This is a genomic window from Plantibacter sp. CFBP 8798 (assembly GCF_014841195.1).
Classification (GTDB): Bacteria; Actinomycetota; Actinomycetes; order Actinomycetales; family Microbacteriaceae; genus Plantibacter; species Plantibacter auratus.
Window position 1 is genome coordinate 809,589 of sequence record NZ_JACYTS010000002.1, and the last position, 15,510, is coordinate 825,098.

17 protein-coding genes, 1 other RNA gene and 1 pseudogene are annotated in these 15,510 nt (G+C 67.1%); 3 read left to right on the forward strand and 16 right to left on the reverse strand.

Annotated elements, in window-relative coordinates:
* Positions 1-3 precede the first annotated feature (3 nt).
* The 11 genes from mnhG to prfB all read right to left on the reverse strand — a co-directional run bounded on the left by mnhG (position 4) and on the right by prfB (position 10,843).
* Positions 4-381: a monovalent cation/H(+) antiporter subunit G gene (mnhG, locus tag IFU30_RS10825; RefSeq protein WP_064296238.1), complete on the reverse strand. Its 378-nt coding sequence runs from the start codon at positions 379-381 to the stop codon at positions 4-6.
* Positions 378-641: a monovalent cation/H+ antiporter complex subunit F gene (locus tag IFU30_RS10830; protein WP_064296237.1), complete on the reverse strand. Its 264-nt coding sequence runs from the start codon at positions 639-641 to the stop codon at positions 378-380. Before IFU30_RS10830 ends, mnhG begins: the two co-directional genes overlap by 4 nt.
* On the reverse strand, positions 641-1,210 hold the full coding sequence (locus IFU30_RS10835) for a Na+/H+ antiporter subunit E (RefSeq protein WP_192005163.1): 570 nt from the start codon (positions 1,208-1,210) through the stop codon (positions 641-643). Before IFU30_RS10835 ends, IFU30_RS10830 begins: the two co-directional genes overlap by 1 nt.
* Positions 1,210-2,778 (reverse strand): Na+/H+ antiporter subunit D, encoded by a 1,569-nt coding sequence (locus IFU30_RS10840; protein ID WP_192005164.1) that lies wholly within the window; start codon positions 2,776-2,778, stop codon positions 1,210-1,212. The genes IFU30_RS10835 and IFU30_RS10840 overlap by 1 nt, the downstream gene beginning before the upstream one ends.
* Positions 2,775-3,254 carry a sodium:proton antiporter gene (locus tag IFU30_RS10845; protein WP_192005165.1) on the reverse strand — a complete coding sequence of 160 codons (480 nt, stop codon included), beginning with the start codon at positions 3,252-3,254 and terminating at the stop codon, positions 2,775-2,777. Before IFU30_RS10845 ends, IFU30_RS10840 begins: the two co-directional genes overlap by 4 nt.
* Complete coding sequence (locus IFU30_RS10850; RefSeq protein WP_192005166.1) at positions 3,251-6,181, reverse strand: Na+/H+ antiporter subunit A; 2,931 nt, start codon at positions 6,179-6,181, stop codon at positions 3,251-3,253. Before IFU30_RS10850 ends, IFU30_RS10845 begins: the two co-directional genes overlap by 4 nt.
* 137 nt (positions 6,182-6,318) lie before the next feature.
* Positions 6,319-6,687, reverse strand: a transfer-messenger RNA (tmRNA) gene (gene ssrA / locus IFU30_RS10855).
* A 137-nt stretch (positions 6,688-6,824) separates the two neighbouring features.
* Positions 6,825-7,301, reverse strand: coding sequence for an SsrA-binding protein SmpB (smpB, locus tag IFU30_RS10860; protein ID WP_056007115.1), 477 nt, complete (start codon positions 7,299-7,301; stop codon positions 6,825-6,827).
* A gap of 111 nt (positions 7,302-7,412) precedes the next feature.
* The gene (gene ftsX / locus IFU30_RS10865) at positions 7,413-8,327 is read right to left on the reverse strand and encodes a permease-like cell division protein FtsX (protein WP_064296231.1); all 915 of its coding nucleotides are present in this window, start codon (positions 8,325-8,327) and stop codon (positions 7,413-7,415) included.
* Positions 8,324-9,634 (reverse strand): cell division ATP-binding protein FtsE, encoded by a 1,311-nt coding sequence (gene ftsE, locus IFU30_RS10870; RefSeq protein ID WP_192005167.1) that lies wholly within the window; start codon positions 9,632-9,634, stop codon positions 8,324-8,326. The genes ftsX and ftsE overlap by 4 nt, the downstream gene beginning before the upstream one ends.
* A 99-nt stretch (positions 9,635-9,733) precedes the next feature.
* Positions 9,734-10,843, reverse strand: coding sequence for a peptide chain release factor 2 (gene prfB / locus IFU30_RS10875; RefSeq protein WP_079705593.1), 1,110 nt, complete (start codon positions 10,841-10,843; stop codon positions 9,734-9,736).
* Positions 10,844-10,889: 46 nt separating this feature from the next.
* Between prfB and IFU30_RS10880 the strand changes: the two genes are divergently transcribed.
* Positions 10,890-12,158 carry an MFS transporter gene (locus IFU30_RS10880; RefSeq protein WP_192005168.1) on the forward strand — a complete coding sequence of 423 codons (1,269 nt, stop codon included), beginning with the start codon at positions 10,890-10,892 and terminating at the stop codon, positions 12,156-12,158.
* Between the two features lie 22 nt (positions 12,159-12,180).
* On the opposite strand, the gene IFU30_RS10885 is transcribed toward IFU30_RS10880, so the two are convergent.
* The 5 genes and pseudogenes from IFU30_RS10885 to IFU30_RS20405 all read right to left on the reverse strand — a co-directional run.
* Entirely contained in the window at positions 12,181-12,585 is a 405-nt protein-coding gene (locus IFU30_RS10885) for a hypothetical protein (RefSeq protein WP_192005169.1), read from the reverse strand.
* 53 nt (positions 12,586-12,638) lie between these two features.
* On the reverse strand, positions 12,639-13,127 hold the full coding sequence (locus IFU30_RS10890; protein ID WP_192005170.1) for a TadE family protein: 489 nt from the start codon (positions 13,125-13,127) through the stop codon (positions 12,639-12,641).
* Positions 13,102-13,527, reverse strand: a complete 426-nt coding sequence (locus tag IFU30_RS10895; protein ID WP_342450849.1) for a TadE/TadG family type IV pilus assembly protein — start codon at positions 13,525-13,527, stop codon at positions 13,102-13,104. The genes IFU30_RS10890 and IFU30_RS10895 overlap by 26 nt, the downstream gene beginning before the upstream one ends.
* Complete coding sequence (locus tag IFU30_RS10900) at positions 13,511-13,705, reverse strand: hypothetical protein (RefSeq protein WP_192005171.1); 195 nt, start codon at positions 13,703-13,705, stop codon at positions 13,511-13,513. The genes IFU30_RS10895 and IFU30_RS10900 overlap by 17 nt, the downstream gene beginning before the upstream one ends.
* 13 nt (positions 13,706-13,718) lie before the next feature.
* A pseudogene (locus tag IFU30_RS20405) lies at positions 13,719-13,860 on the reverse strand (type II secretion system F family protein); the annotation flags it as partial.
* 245 nt (positions 13,861-14,105) lie between these two features.
* On the opposite strand from IFU30_RS20405, the gene IFU30_RS10905 reads away from it, so the two are divergent.
* Positions 14,106-14,483, forward strand: coding sequence for a hypothetical protein (locus IFU30_RS10905; RefSeq protein WP_192005172.1), 378 nt, complete (start codon positions 14,106-14,108; stop codon positions 14,481-14,483).
* Between the two features lie 145 nt (positions 14,484-14,628).
* On the forward strand, positions 14,629-15,240 hold the full coding sequence (locus tag IFU30_RS10910; protein WP_192005173.1) for a hypothetical protein: 612 nt from the start codon (positions 14,629-14,631) through the stop codon (positions 15,238-15,240).
* Positions 15,241-15,510 lie beyond the last annotated feature (270 nt).

The following is a 15,510-nucleotide window of genomic DNA, read 5'->3' on the forward strand; positions in this document are numbered from 1 at the left end:
CCGCTATTCGGGCGTGTGGCCGGGATGTCGTTCCTCGCCGAGTTCTTCGCGTCCCGCGAGCTCGTCGCGGACGAGGACGGCCTCGTCGAAGTTGCCGCTGCGGTAGGCCGCCCGAGCGACCATGTGCGCGGAGATCGGCGCGGTGAGGCTCTGGAACACGATGATCGCGATCGCGATCGTGATGGTCCCGACCGTCGGGCTCGAGACGGCGACGTCCGCCATGATCGCGATGAGCCCGAGGATCTGCGGCTTGGTCGCCGCGTGCAGGCGGGACAGCACATCGGGGAAGCGCAGCAGGCCGACGCCGGCGGCGAAGCACATGATCGCCCCGACGAGCACGAGGGCCCCGGTGACGATGTCGCGGATCAGCTCGCCGGTCATGCGTCGTCCTGCTTCGACATGAAGCGGGCGACGCTGACCGAGCCGACGATCGCGAACATCGCGAGCGCCAGGAGGACCGGCAGGCCGTCCGTGTGACGGTTGATCGCCATCTCGGCCCCGATCGCACACATGACGGTGGCGACGAGCACGTCGGAGGCGATCACGCGGTCGAGGAGGCTCGGCCCGCGGATGATCCGGTAGACCGCAGCAAGCGCCGCGGCACCGAACAGCACGGAGACGATGATGATCACGACGAGCATCACTGCCCCCTTCCGATCGAGACGTGGTCATGGTCGTGGCGGAGGGCGTCCGCCTCGGCGCGGGAACCGATCGCGAGGATGAGCCGTCGCTCCGTTCCGAGGACTTCGGCGACGACCTCGTCGATGTCGGCGTCGTCATGCACGTTCAACGCGTGCAGGTAGAGCGTCGAGGCCGTGCGCTCGAGGTCGACCACGATCGAGCCGGGGACGATCGAGACCGCCTCGGCCGTCCAACTCATGATGAGGTCGGAGGTCGTGCGCAGACGGACCGCGATCACCGCGTTACTGGAACGGAACCTCGGCTTGAGGACGAGCCACGCGATCTCCGCACTCGCCCGCACGATGTCGACGAGGAGCTTGCCCAGGAAGATCGCGGTCCGCCAGAGGTTGATGCGGCCGCTCAGCTCGACGGCCGGCAGGTAGAACAGGAACGACACCAGCAACGCGACCCCGAGGCCGGTCACGAGGGTGAGCAGGTCGAACATCCCCCAGAGGAGACACCAGAGCAGGATGAGTCCGGCCAGGAGGAGGGCCTGGCTGAACAGTGCGCGACGACGTGACGGTTGCATTACTTCAGGTGCTCCGTTCCGTCGGGGAAGACCGCGGTGATGTAGTTGTCCGGGTCCTCGATGTTCTCAGCGGCCCGCGTGGCCAGTCCGAAGAGCGGCCCCGCGAAGACCGTCAGGGCGAGGGTCAACGCGACCATGCCGGTCGTGGCACCGATCATCGGGCGCGAGATGGTCTTGGTGTCGACCGACCCCGAGTCCTCGGGGCTCTCCGCGAGCTGGTCGAGCAACGGCGAGGAGTATCCGGCGACCTCGTCCTTCCCACGCCAGAAGCCCATGTTCCACACGCGCGCGAGGGCGTACAGGGTCAGGAGCGAGGTCGCGGCTCCGGCGGCGATGAGGATGTACGACAGCGGGTCGCCCAGGGCGACACCCGCCTGGAACAGCCCGATCTTGCCGAGGAAGCCCGAGAACGGCGGGATGCCGCCGAGGTTCATCGCTCCGATGAAGAAGAGCACGCCGACGATCGGCGAGGCCTTCAGGATCCCGCCGAGGCGGGAGATGGAGGTCGTCCCGCCGATCCGCTCGACGAGACCGGTGGTGAGGAACAGCGTGGTCTGGACGACGATGTGGTGGACGATGTAGTAGATCGTCGCGGCGGTCCCGGCGACCCCGCCGACGGCGATGCCGAAGATCATGTAGCCGATATGGCTCACGAGAGTGAACGACAACAGTCGTTTGATGTCGGCCTGGGCGACCGCGCCGAAGATGCCGATGAGCAGGGTCAGGAAGGCGATGACCATCAACGGTGTCGCCAGCGGCACGTCCTTGAAGATGAGCGTGTCGGTCCGGATGATCGCGTACACTCCGACCTTCGTCAGCAGGCCGGCGAAGACCGCCGTGACCGGCGCCGGCGCGGTCGGGTAGGAGTCGGGCAGCCAGAACGACAGCGGGAACACCGCCGCCTTCACCGCGAACCCGAGCAGCAGTGCGGCGCAGAGGATCGCCTGCACCTCCATCGGCAGGTCGCGCACGCGGTCTGCCACGAGGGCGATCGTCACCGTGCCCGTCGCGCCGTAGATGAGGGCGATCGCGGCGACGAAGAGCAGCGACGACATGAGGCTGATGACGATGTAGGTGACGCCGGCGCGGATCCGTGCTCCGGTGCCGCCCAGGGTGAGGAGCACGTAGCTGGAGGCGAGGAGCATCTCGAAGCCGACGTACATGTTGAAGAGGTCGCCCGCGACGAAGGCGTCGAACAGCCCGGCCGCCAGGACCAGGTAGGTCGGGTGGAAGATCGACACCGGCGTCTCACGATCGCCGTCGACGATGCCCTGACCGATGGCGAAGATGAGGACGCCCAGCAGCATCAGGGCCGCGACGAGCAGCATGATCGCGGACAGCCGGTCGACGACGAGCACGATGCCCCACGGCGGGGACCAGCCGCCCAGCTCGACGACGATCGTGCCGCTCTGGTCGACGGCCGCGAGCAGGATCGCGCTGATCACGGTCACCGCGGTGAGCGCGAAGACGCTGATCGCCACCTGCGTCTTGCGGCGGTTGCGGAACATGAGCGCGATCGCTGAACCGATCAGCGGGATCATGACCACGAGCGGGACCAGTGCGTTCATTCGCCTGCCCCCTTCCTGGTCGTGTGGCTGTCGTCGCCGTGCTCGTTGCTCTCGTCGAGGACCCGTTGGATGGCCTCGTCGTCCAGGTCGACCTGGTTGAAGACCGCCTCCGTCGCCGCCTGCGTGTCGTCGGCGTGCTCGTCGCTGAGGGTGTCGCCCTCGTCGCCGAGCTGTGCCAACCACCAGGTCCGGTAGATGAGGGCCAGGATGAAAGCGGTCACACCGAAGTTGATGACGATGGCCGTGAGCATGAGCACCTGCGGCACCGGATCGACCATGCGGTCGTCGGAGGCGGTGCCCGTGACGAGCGGTGCGGTGCCGCTCGGCCCGCTCATGATCAGGATGAGGAGGTTCGTCGCGTTGCCGACGAGCACGAACCCGATGAGGAACCTGGTGAGGCTCCGCTCGAGCATGACGTACACCCCGGTGCCGTACATGACGGCCATCAGGACGACGAGGGTCAGTGAGGCGCTCATTGCTCGGCCTCACTCGCCGAGAACTCGTCCGTACTCTGCTCGTCGATGTCGGCTTCCTCCTGTTGACGGTCGACTTCGGCCCCGAGGCTGCGCAGGATGTCGAGCGCCAGTCCGACGACGACGAGGTAGACGCCGATGTCGAAGATGCTGGACGTGCCGAACGAGAGGTGTCCGAGGATCGGGACGTCGGCCGAGAAGTACGCGGACTGGAGCGCCTCACCGCCGAAGAACAGGGAACCGACGGCCGTCCCCACAGCGAGCAGCAGTCCGACGCCGAGCACCTTGCCCGCATCGATCGGCACGGCTTCGCCGAGCTCGTAGCGTCCGCCGGCGAGATACCGCATCACAAGCGCGAGGCCGGCGAGCAGACCGCCGGCGAAGCCACCGCCCGGCTCGTTGTGGCCGACGAAGAGCAGGAACACGGAGACGACGATCGCCGGGTGGAAGAGGAGCCGCACGAGGACTTCGAGGAGGATCGAACGGTTCGCCTCGGCGATCGCCCGGCCACCGATGAGCCATGAGTGCCGCCCCACCGCGTCGCGAGGTGCTTCCATCTCGCTGTCCGCGAGGTGGGGGTCTGACACGACCTGGGATCGGAGGCCCGGGATCCGTCGACGCCGCGCACCGCTGAGGCGCGGGACCTCGGCGCCCCGCTGTGAGACGAAGAGCAGGCTCGCGATACCGGTGGCCACCACGACGAGCACGGAGATCTCGCCCATGGTGTCCCAGGCCCGGATGTCGACGAGCATGACGTTGACGATGTTCTTGCCGTGGCCCTCCTCGACGGCGAGCCTGGGCAGCTCGGTCGCGATGCTCTCGGCCTGTCGGGCGCCGAGGGCGATGATCCCGATGAGCCCCATGACCAAGCCGGTCAGCGTGCCGATGACGACCCGACGGACGCGGTGGACCGGGGCGTTGCGCTGGGCGATCTTGGCCGGGAGTCGGCGGAGCACGAGGACGAACACCACGATCGTGATCGTCTCGACGAGGGCCTGGGTCAGCGCGAGGTCGGGAGCGCCGTGCAGGGCGAACAGCGCGACGAGCCCGAACCCGGTGACGCCGACGAGCAGCACGGCGGCCATGCGCTGCTTCGCCCGGGCGGCCGCGATCGCCGCGGTCGCCATGATGAAGGCGATGGCCACCTGGGCGGGGTAGTCCCACAGCCGGATCTCACTCGGCCAGGCGCGCCCGAGGAGGGCGATCGTGCCGAGGGTCAGGACGAAGACCACGAGGATGGTGGACAGGTACTGGACGAGCCCGCCGCGCTGGGCGAACAGGGTGACCTTCGCGGAGAGCCGGTCGATGCCCTGGGTCGCCGCCCAGTACCCCTTCGAGGAGTCGATGAGGGGTGGCAGGCGGTCCTGCAGACGCGCGACCGGGAGCCTCCAGCGGAAGAGCAGCAGACCGAGCAGCACGACGACGGCCGAGATGCCGAGCGCCGGCTCGAGGCCGTGCCAGAGCGCGAGGTGGTAGTCGCCCTCCCCCACGGAGTCCGCGTAGGGCGCGAGCACCGTGTCGATGGGCTTCGTCGCGAAGCCGAGAGCGATGGTCGCGACGGCGAGGATGCCCGGCGCGATCATGATCGTTCCGGATTCGGCATGCAGTTCGGTCGGCGCGGCGCCGCGCCGGTCTCCGAAGGCGCCCCAGAGGAACCGGGCGCTGTACGCGACGGTCAACACGGACCCGACGGCGGTCCCGATGATCGCGACCCAACCCCACACGTCACCCTCGAGCGCGCCCTCCAGCAGCGAGGTGAAGACGGCCTCCTTCGCGACGAACCCGAAGAGCGGTGGGATGCCGGCCATCGACGCGACCGCGATCGCAGCGATGACGGCGAGCACCGGCGTCTGACGCCCGAGACCGGAGAGGTGCCTCCAGTCACGCGTCCCAGCGCGGTGGTCGATGATGCCGACGACGAGGAAGAGTGCCGCCTTGTAGATGGCGTGAGCAAGCAGGAGCGCGACGGCGGCCAGGGCCGAATCACGGGTGCCGTACCCCGAGACGACCATGAGGAATCCGAGTTGGCTCACCGTCCCGTAGGCCAGGACCAGCTTGAGGTCGTACTGACGCAGCGACCGCCAGGCACCGGCGACCATGGTGAGGACACCCAGGCCGACGAGCATCGCGTCCCAACCCGGGGTGTCGGCGTAACCGGGAGCGAGTCTCGCGACGAGGTAGATCCCGGCCTTCACCATCGCCGCAGCGTGCAGGTATGCGCTCACGGGCGTCGGTGCGGCCATCGCGGCCGGCAGCCAGAAGTGGAACGGCACGAGCGCCGACTTCGAGATCGCGCCGACGAGGATGAGGAGGATGGCGACGGTGGTCGCGGGGCCGGTCAGACCCTGCTCGACGATCGAGGCGAGCGAGGTGCTCTGCGCCTGCACGGAGATCATGATGACGCCCACGAGCATGACGAGCCCGCCGAAGGTCGTCACCAGGAGCGCCTGGAGCGCGGCACCGCGACTCTCCTTGCGATCGGTGTAGTGCCCGATGAGCAGGTAGGAGAGCACACTCGTGATCTCCCAGAACATGAACATGACGATGATGTCGTCGGCGGTCACGAGACCGAACATCGTGCCGGCGAAGGCGAAGAGGAGCGCGGCGAAGCGACCGAGGCCGGGCTCGGTCGAGGAGAAGTAGCGGCCGCAGTAGAGCAATACGAGAGCACCGACGCCGGTGACCACGAGGGACAGCAGCCAGGCGAGCGTGTCCATCCGGAACGAGAGCGCGATGCTCAGTTGCGGGATCCACTCGATCGTCTCGACGACCGTGCCGCCGGCCGTGACCGTGCCGGTTTGGAAGAGCGTCCAGACGAATGCCGCCGCGGGCATACACGCGATGACGTAGAAGACCTTCGTCGACAGCACTCGAGTGAGTGTGGGCGTGGCGACGGCGATCGCAGCAAAAACAAGCAGGATTGTCGCCATGCAGGTCTCCCGGGTGGTGGCGGCCTCTGGACTCCCAGGTTAGCAGCCCGTCGGTACCCCTCCGACCCCAGGAACGACGACAGGCCCCCGCCGAAGCGGGGGCCTGTTGTCGACTCGGCAGCGTGTGACAACGTCCGGAGTGGAGATGGGGGGAATTGAACCCCCGTCCACTGCTGTGATTCTGCGCCTTCTACGGGCGTATCCCTTAGTGCGTTCTACTCGGCCCCGACCATTGACAAGGGCATCTTGGTCGACGGGCCCAGCCGAAGAAAAGTCCCGGATGACGTCGCGGCTCCGTCATCCAGCAAGTCCCCTAGATGACGCCAGGATCCGAGACGGGGACACGCTCGGTCTGACGGACTATCGGGCTCGCTTAAGCAGCGAGGGCGAAGTCAGTGCGCTTAGAGTTGGCACTTGTTGTTTTGCAGAGATCGTTAACGAGATAACCCTGCATCCTCGACCCGCTTCTCGCAGTTTCGCAGGCAATGTCGAAACCGATCATCCCCATGGACTCAGCGCCTCGGAGTACGAGGCGAAGAGGGTCGTTGTCACACGCTGTCGAATTGTCAATCCACCGCGAGCGGTGGACGAGCACCTTGCGGTGCAGCTTTCAAGTGTACCGCGCCGAGGTGGCGCCTGTCACCTATTCGCCGAGACGGTTCCTGGTGGCCATCGCACGCGCGGCCTCACGGGTGTCCTGCTTCTCGCGCAGGGCATGCCGCTTGTCGTATTCCTTCTTGCCCTTCGCCACGGCGATCTCCACCTTGGCCTTGCCGTCCTTGAAGTAGATCTTCAACGGCACGAGGGTGAAACCACCGGGGGCGATCTTGTGGGCGATCTTGTCGATCTGCTCGCGGTGCAGCAGCAGCTTGCGCTTGCGCCGCGGCGGGTGGTTCGTCCACGTGCCCTGGCCGTACTCGGGGATGTGTACCGCGTCGAGCCACGCCTCACGGCGGTCGATGAAGGCGTACCCGTCGACGAGCGACGCCCGCCCGGCTCGCAGCGACTTCACCTCGGTACCCGTCAAGACCATGCCGGCCTCGTAGGTGTCCTCGATCGTGTAGTCGTGGCGGGCCTTGCGGTTCGTGGCCACGACGTTCTCGCCCCGTTCCCTCGGCACGGTGTACTCCTGACGTTCTGGTTCGGATCCATCGGAACGGACCGGCCGCGATCGCGGCAGCCTGTCAGTCTAACGCAGAGCGAGCGGTGCGGTGGCCGCACTGCCTCCCCGCTAGACCTTGAGGTACCGCGAGATCGCGAAGTTGGCCGAGATCGCCGCCAACAGCACGCCGACGAGCAGCAGGATCGGGAGGACCACGAAGGCGTCACCGAGATCGACGAAGTTGACGTACCGCATGCGGTCCGCCAGGTATCCCTGGACGAACACCTGGACGATGGTGATCACCGCCCCGGCCGCGAGGATGGAGCCGATGAGCGCGGCGAACACACCCTCGAGGATGAACGGTGTCTGGATGAACCGGTTCGATGCACCGACCAATCGCATGATGCCGAGTTCTCGGCGTCTCGAGTACGCCGACAATCGGATGGTCGTCGCGATCAGCAGGGCTGCGGCTACCAGCATGAGTGCTGCGATCCCGATCGCCGTGTAACTGGCGATGTTCAGGACCGAGAAGATCTGGTCGAGGTACTGGCGTTGATCCGTCACCTGCTCCACGCCCGCGACGCCGGAGAACGCCTCGACGAGCACGTCGGACTGCGAGGCGTCCTTCATGTTCACCCAGAAGGTCTCGGGCAGCTGGTCCGCCGTGACGAACTGTGCGATGTCGTTGCCCTTGAACTGCTCTTGGAAGTTCGTGAACGCCTGCGCCTGGTCCTCGAAGTAGAACTTGTCCACGAAGGGCGCGAGGGTCGACGACTCCAGGGCGCTCTGGACGGCGGCGCGCTGCTCCTCGGTCGCGGCGCCGGCGGCGCAGGTGTCGCCCGCACTGTCGGCGGTGCAGAGGTAGATCGCGACCTGTGCGCGGTCGTACCAGTAGTTCTTCATCTGGCCGATCTGCATCTGCAGCAGGACGGCCGTACCGACGAAGGTGAGCGAGATGAACGTCACGAGCACGACGGAGACGACCATCGAGACGTTGCGACGCAGGCCGTTCCAGACCTCGGACCAGATCAGAGCGAGTCTCACTTGGTCGGCCCCACGTTCTGCTCTCCGTCTTCAGTGCCGCGCGCCGCGGCACGCAGGCCGAGTCGCTCGGCGAGCGACAGGTGTTCGACCTCGATGGGGTCGATCTCGTTGCGTGCCGGGAGCCCGATGGGGCCCGTGGCGTTGCTCAGGCGTTGTGGAGGCGCGACCTCCGGGACCGCGGCCGCCGGTGGTACGGCGGGCTCCGCTTCCGGCGTCGTCGGCTCGGCCTGGGGCGCTTCCGGTGTCGATTCCTCGGCTCGGGTCGCCGGCGTCTCAGGCTCGGCGACGGGTGCTGCGGCCGGTTCCTGGATCGGCGTCGAGCCGGACACCCGGGTGACGACCTCGTCGGTGTCGGCCTGCGGCGTGGTCTCGCGCGAGACCGCGGCGGGCGCGGTCGGTGCGGCTGCAGCTGTCGGCGTGGCCGCGGTTGCGGCGACCGCGGCTGCGGCCACGGCACTCGTCGTGGGCTCGGAGCTGGCAGCGACGGACGAGGTCCTGGTCGTCACCGGAACCGACGAGGTCTCGACGGCGGGTGCGACCGGGGTCGAGGCCGTAGCGGGAGCGGTCTGTGCCGACGGGGCGGCAGCCCTGGAGGATCCTCTGACGAGCCCCGGGATGGCCGCGGTCGTGCCGTATCCACCGTGGCGTTCGTCACGGACGATCTGGCCGTCCTGCAGCTCGATCACCCGACGCTGCATCTGGTCGACGAAGCCGGCCTCGTGCGTGGCCATGACGACCGTCGTCCCACCGGCGTTGATGCGCTCCAGCAACTGCATGATGCCGGCGCTGGTGGCGGGGTCGAGGTTACCGGTCGGTTCGTCGGCGAGCAGGATCTGCGGCTTGTTGACGATCGCGCGGGCGATGGCGACGCGCTGCTGCTCGCCACCGGACAGCTCGTGCGGCAGGCGCTGCGCCTTGCCGTCGAGTCCGACCATCTTGAGGACGTCGGGGACGGCCTCCTGGACGAAGCCGCGCGACTTGCCGATCACCTGGAGGGTGAAGGCGACGTTCTGGTAGACCGTCTTGCTCGGCAGCAGTCGGAAGTCCTGGAAGACGACCCCGAGGCTGCGCCGGAAGTACGGCACCTTGCGGTTCGAGATGGAACCGAGGTCGTGGCCGAGCACATGGATCTTGCCCTTACTCGGCTTGTCCTCCTTGAGCATCAGGCGGAGGCAGCTCGACTTCCCCGACCCCGAGGCACCGACGAGGAAGATGAACTCTCCCCGCAGGATCTCGAAATCGACGTCGTTGAGCGCGGGACGCGAGGTTCCCGGATACTTCTTGGAGATGTGATCAAACCGAATCATGGCTCCTTGAGCTTAAGGAGCGACCTGCCGATTACGGGCAGGACACGCCCGCGATCCGTACCCTGTACGAGGGCTGGGCGAACACTATGCCGCGGTGCCCTACTCCGGCTTCGACATCGACCGCCAGCGGATGCCCGCGGCGATGAACCCGTCGAGATCGCCGTCGAACACCGCTGCGGGGTTCCCCTGCTCGTGCTCCGTCCGCAGGTCCTTGACCATCTGGTACGGCGCGAGCACGTAGGAGCGCATCTGGTCGCCCCAGCTCGCCGTGATGGTGCCGGCCAGCTCCTTCTTCGTCGCGGCCTCCTGCTCCTTCTGGATGAGGAGGAGTCGCGACTGGAGCACGCGCATCGCCGCGGCGCGGTTCTGGATCTGGCTCTTCTCGTTCTGCATCGAGACGACCGTGCCGGTCGGCAGGTGGGTGATGCGAACGGCGGAGTCGGTCGTGTTGACCGACTGTCCCCCAGGGCCGCTGGACCGGAAGACGTCGACACGGATGTCCGACTCGGGGATCTCGACGATCTCCGTCTCCTCCATGAGCGGGATGACCTCGACGGCGGCGAAGCTCGTCTGTCGCTTGCCGGCGGCACCGAAGGGGCTCATGCGCACCAGGCGGTGCGTGCCCGCCTCGACGCTCAACGTGCCGAAGGCGTACGGCGCGTCGACCTCGAAGGTGGCCGACTTGATGCCGGCCTCCTCCGCGTAGCTCGTGTCCATGACGGTGACCGGGTACTTGTGCTGCTCGGCCCACCGCAGGTACATGCGGAACAGCATGTCGGCGAAGTCGGCGGCGTCGACACCGCCGGCACCGGCGCGGATGGTGACGACGGCGGGGCGCGGGTCGTACTCGCCGCTCAGCAGCGTCTGCACCTCGAGGTCGCCGAGCACCTTCTGCAGGCTGATGAGCTCCTGGCGGGCCTCCTCGGCCGACTCCTCGTCCTGGGCGTCGGTCGCGAGCTCGATGAGCACCTCGAGGTCGTCGAGCCGGTTCGCGATGCTGGTGATGCGGGCGAGCTCGGACTGACGGTGGCTGAGGGCGCTCGTCACCTTCTGCGCGTTCGTCGTGTCGTCCCAGAGATCCTGGGCACCCGCCTGCTCGCTCAGCGTCGCGATCTCGGCTTCGAGACGGTCGACGTCGACGACGGTGCGGATGTCGTCGAAGGTCGAGCGGAGGGTACTGATCTGTGTGGAGAGGTCCAAGTCAAACATTTGGCTTCAGCCTACCGCGCAGGGCCGCGGGCGTACGATCGAGGGGATGACTTCCGACGAACGCCCGTTCCAGCTGCGCTCCGTAGCCGTCTCGGTCTTCCTCCCCACACTGTTGTTCTCGATCGGTGAAGGCGCCATCATCCCGATCATCCCGGCCGTCGCCGGGAACCTGGGGGCGACGCTCGCCGTCGCCGGCGTCATCTCCTCGCTCATCATGCTCGGCGAACTCGTCGGCGACGTCCCGTCCGGGTGGATCGTCAGTCGGATCGGCGAACGCTTCGCGATGATGTGGGCGGCGCTGCTCGCGGTCGTCGGGGTCGCGACGGCGGCCATCTCGCCGAATCCGTTCGTCCTCGCCGTCGGCATCTTCTGTATCGGGCTCGCGACCGCCGTGTTCGGTCTGGCACGGCACGCGTTCATGACGACGTACGTGCCGATGCGGTACCGGGCGAGGGCGCTCTCCTCCCTCGGCGGTGTCTTCCGCGCCGGCACGTTCATCGGACCGTTCCTGGCCGCAGGCGTCATCCACCTCACCGGGACGTCGCAGGCGGCGTTCTGGGTGATGGTGATCTGCTGTGCCGGGTCGGCGGTCACCCTGCTCGTCCTCCCCGACCCGGCGGAGATGTTCGGGCGACCGCCGTCGACGCGCACCGTCGACGGCGAGGAGCGCACCGAGGGTGAGGAGCTCGCGTCCGAGGAGTCGAGCGGCCTCATCGCTTCGATCCGCGCGCACGGCGCCGTCCTCACCCGGATGGGCACCACCGCCGCGCTCGTCGGCGCCCTGCGGTCGTGTCGGGCGGTCCTGCTCCCCCTGTGGGCCGTGAGCATCGGCGTCTCGGAGACGGACACGGCGCTCATCATCGGCGTCGTCGGCGCGGTGGAGTTCGCCCTCTTCTACGCCAGCGGTCAGGTCATGGACCGTTGGGGACGGATCTGGACCGCCGTCCCGTCGATGATCGGGCTGGGCTCCGGGTTCATCGTCCTGGCCTTCACGCACGACCTCGATGAGGCGCGAGTCTGGTTCATCGCCGTCGCGCTCGTGCTGGCACTGTCCAACGGGCTCGGTAGCGGCATCCTCATGACCCTCGGCTCCGACCTCGCGCCACCGGACCGTCCCGCGCCGTTCCTCGGCGCCTATCGCTTCCTGGGCGACGCGGGCACCGCCGCCGCTCCCCTGGCGATGTCCGGGATCACCGCGGCTGCGTCGATCTCCCTCGCCGCCGGCACCATCGGCGGTGTCGGGCTCATCGGAGCGTTCCTCCTCTTCCGGTTCATACCCCGCTTCATCGACCGCGGCACGCGCCCGTTCCCCTGATCGTCGGGGGGCCCGTCCGCCGTCACCAGAAGACACTCCGAGCACTCGCGGTCGCCTCGATCCGGAGGCCCTGCGGGACGAACAGCGTCAGCATAGGCGGCCTCCAGTCCGACGCCAGCGAGACCTCCGCGCTCCGACCGTCCGGGGTCCGCGCCGCGACGATCTCGACGCCGGTGAGCGCACCCGCACCACCGGTGATGAGGTCGTCGCGTGCACTCGAACGGACCGAGTCGTCGTCGAGGACGGGGCGGACGGTCCCGTCCGGCTGGAACGTGACGTCGTCGATGGAGAAGGACTCCGCAGCGGTGACTGCCAGTCGGTCGGCGAGGTCGAGGAGCCGCTTGTGCTCCAGGTACAGGGACGTGGCGGCGCTCCCGACGAGGACCACGGCGAGCGCCACGACGGCGAATCCGATGGTCAGGAGCATGGTGGACCCGTCCTCCTCCCCGACGTCCGGACGCCGTCGTCCGCCCGGCACCCTCATTCCGCCTCGCCGAACCGGTCGTCGAACCGGGAGATCGGTGCCGTGGCGGCGCCGGTCACGGGGACCGCGGCCTGGACGCCGATGATCTCGGGCATCAGCGGCAGGACGACGAGGATGTCGACGGTGACGGTGACGGCACTGCCGCGCTGCCCGCACGGGAGACCGGCTGGTGCACAGTCGAGCGTGACGGACGACTGGGACCGGTCGAGCCCGAAATCGTCGAGCGCGAGTGCGAGCGAGTCCTCGACGCGGTCGCGACCCGTGGCGTCGTCGTCGGCCCGCGCGTAGAGCTTCGCCGCCTGTGCCGCGGCCCCGCCGGCCGCGAGCACCGCCGCCTGCACCTCGGCGAGCGCGACGATGAGATAGACGATCGGCACGAGGAGGACCAGACCGACGGTGATGAACTCGAGGGAGGCCGAACCATCGTCGTCCCGTGCGGTCGGTCGGTGACGCAGCTCATCACTCGAGTGTCTCGAGGACCGCATGACCCTCCACCTCCAAGACGCCGGGCAGTCCGATCAATCCCACGACCGGAAGCGGTGCGCGGACGGTCACGGTGACGATGCCGGCTCCGCGATGTTCGGCCAGCGTGGTGGTGACGTCACCCGTGTAGCCCTCCCCCACGGCGACGGCGATGAGCTGGCGTGCCCGGTCGGCGCCGTCGAGCAGCTCGGTGTCGGCCAGTGCGCCGAACCGGGCTCCCTCCGCCGCCGCGTCGATGAGCGTGTTCCGGACGTGCAAGGCGAGCGCGAGCTGGACCACGGACATCATCAGGACGGTGAGGATCGCTCCGACGAACACGAACTCGGCGACGGCTGATCCGTCCTCGCCGCGCACGAGCCTCGTCCGCCATCCGCCGATCTCGGGCTCAGATGCCGGAGACACGGTCGATGGCCTGTTCGAACACCTGCGTGAGCGCCGGGCCTGCGATACCCCAGATGAGGAGGACGAGCCCGGCCGTCATGAGCGTGATGAGGACCCAGCCGGGGACGTCGCCGCGCTCCTCAGCGAGGAGGGAACGACTCCGGTGAAACGCGCGGTCGACGATGGAGGGGGAGGACATGTGGAACCTTTCGTCAGAAGCCGGTCCGGAGCACGAAGACTCCGGGGAAGACGGCGATGATGATGGACAGGGGCAGGATGAGGAAGACGAGGGGGCACGAGCATCGCGACCTCCTTCTTCCCGGCGGACTCCAGCAGGCGGCGTTTAGCGGTGTCGCATCCGTCGTGTGCGTGCTATTTCAGCCACTGCCACCTCCCGCTATCCTGACGGCGACCAACCGCAACGCGCAGAAGTTGTCCACAGGCCAGCCCGGCGTACCGATCGCGGCCGTCGGTGATCCAGGCGGGGAATCGAGGATGAGCAACCGAGTAGCGCTAACGATGCTCTTATACCCGCAAGAGGTGGTCCGAGTAACAAGGCAGCTCGAATGACGGACGCGACTCGACGGCTCCGTTCAGCGATGACACGTCTCCTCGACGGCCATCCCCACATCACGGACGGCGCTCTAACGAAGAAGAACCTCTACCTCGAGGCAGAAGTCAGCCGTGCGACTATGAATCGAGCACGAGACTTACTGTTGGAATGGGACGCTGCCGTCGCCGAGACACTTGGCCGTGGCACCGAGGCGAGGGAGCCATTCTCAGAAGAGCAGCATCTGAAACGACAACTGAAAGAAGCGAAGGCCGAAATCGCGGCGTTGCGATCGCGCCTCGCTGGAGCAGCCTCACTGATCGCACTCCTGACGGAAGACAACAGGTATCTGACCGACCGAATCAACGCGGCGCCTACGGCACGGCTGACAGATATCGACAAGTACCGCTCGAAAGGTCAGGAGTAAAGCGTCCAGCAGTAGCAACCTCCGGCGCGTCGGCGCCTACACCGCCTCGTTGGACGTTCGGCGACACTTTCTTCGGCAGATGTACACCACCGATCACGCGCCCGGTCTCCTGTGCTGGTTGCTATTTCCCTGCGATGATCGATGGATGAACGAGAGCACCGGTGCAATCGAGGAACTCGACTGGTGGCTGCTGACCCGTTCGATCAGCAACAGCCTGGCAGCTTCAGTAGCTTTCGAGGCCATCATGGCCTCGGAAGAACAACTACGCGACCTCGGCCGCCGCGACCAGCGCTTCGCCTACAGAGTCATCGTCGAAGGCACCTGGTGGGTAGCCGCTCTCGATGAACAGATTCGGAAGGGTCTAGGGTCGCGCAGTTTGCACCTGCAGCAAGCGTATGTGCGCGCCCGAGACCTGGAGGTCGACGGACGCTACATCCGAGCGTTCCTGTGGGCTCGAAACCGGCACTCTCACCAACTGCCGTTCACAACTGCCTACGACGAGACCGTGGACAAACCAGTCGCACGGGCACCAACCAAGTACAGTGACCACCTCGTCTGGGCGCCGGCCCAGAGTTTCCCGGCCGCCGATGAAAAACACGCCAACCCGAAGCAGGCAGAAGCCTACGACACCCTCTTGGCAGGACACCCACTCAACGCCACCATTTATCACTGCCTACTTTGGTTTTCGAAAGTAGCGGGTCGCGACCCGCAATGGGAAGCAAGCCAAGCGGCTGCCGCCCGAAGCGGAGAGCAATGACCGCCGATTCGACTGTCAGGATGTCAGAAGGCGCTAGATGGAGACAATTACAGCTCTGCGGGCGTGCCCCCTTACCTCCAGCACGCACAACTGCAGCAGCACGACCGCAGCTACATCCGCACCAAGTGCGAAATCGACTCTCGCTTCGCTACGATGCTTCTCGACCGCCATGTCTCGCCTGGCCTTGAGTCCTCAAGAACCCAGCCGCCCAGAGCTCGATGCTGACCCGAGTCCGCCTTCGGTTCGGTTCTCTCGGTCTTCAGGATCAGA